1 pseudogene is annotated in these 815 nt (G+C 53.9%); it reads right to left on the bottom strand.

The features are described from left to right. Positions 1–815, bottom strand: a pseudogene (locus tag ABD772_RS17525) (hypothetical protein); the annotation flags it as partial.

The following is an 815-nucleotide window of genomic DNA, read 5'->3' as shown; positions in this document are numbered from 1 at the left end:
TCCACTGGTGTGGTCGTGTAGTTCATGGTGCTGTCGCCCATCGTTTCCCCAAAGGGGTAATAGTTTTGCACCTGGCTCAGGTTCACCGTGCCGTTATGCTCCACCCGGAAGTTGACCCGGTTGTTAAACAGGTGATCCTGCAGGTTATATTCATACTTATATCCGCCTGTACCGGTATTCACTACCCGGCCCTCGTCCATCGCAATGCTTTCGATCTTGCCGTCTGCCGGTACCGAAGGATGGGCCGTCACAATAGCATCCTCCACATAATGCCGCTGGCTGATCAGGTTGCCGCCTACATACAGCTGCTGGTAAAGCTTGTTGCCTGCTGCATCATACGTAAACACCAGCTTGCTGCTGCCTTTTTTAACGGTGTCGGGCAGGTCCAGGTAGTTATAGGTCATGGTAATACCGCTATAGGTATCCGTGACCATATTGCCATTGCCGTCATAACTGAATGTACCGCTGACCGGGTGTGATGTGTTATCGTAAACCGAGGTCAGCCGGTTGCCGAGGGTACCATAGGTATAAAACAGCCCGTTGATCAGCGCACCGGTTTTGTCCGAACGGGCCAGGTAATAGATGTTGCCCATCTCATCATAAAGCGGCACCTGCTCGGTCAGGGCATCGCTGGTGCTTTTAGTAAAGGTGCTGCCGGTTTGGGTAAAGTAGCTGGTGGTGCTGAGCCGGTTTACATTGTCATAGCCTATCGTATAACCCTGCCCGCCGGTGACCACGCCCGGCTTGCCCGAGGCTTCGATCCGGTTGCGCCAGGTCATGCCCGATATATTGCCGTTGTACTGTGGCGTAGCGCC

The organism is Mucilaginibacter panaciglaebae (genome assembly GCF_039539265.1).
Taxonomy (GTDB): domain Bacteria; phylum Bacteroidota; class Bacteroidia; order Sphingobacteriales; family Sphingobacteriaceae; genus Mucilaginibacter; species Mucilaginibacter panaciglaebae.
Note: the sequence above shows the minus strand (reverse complement) of the source record. Positions and strands in the feature narration are given on the sequence as shown.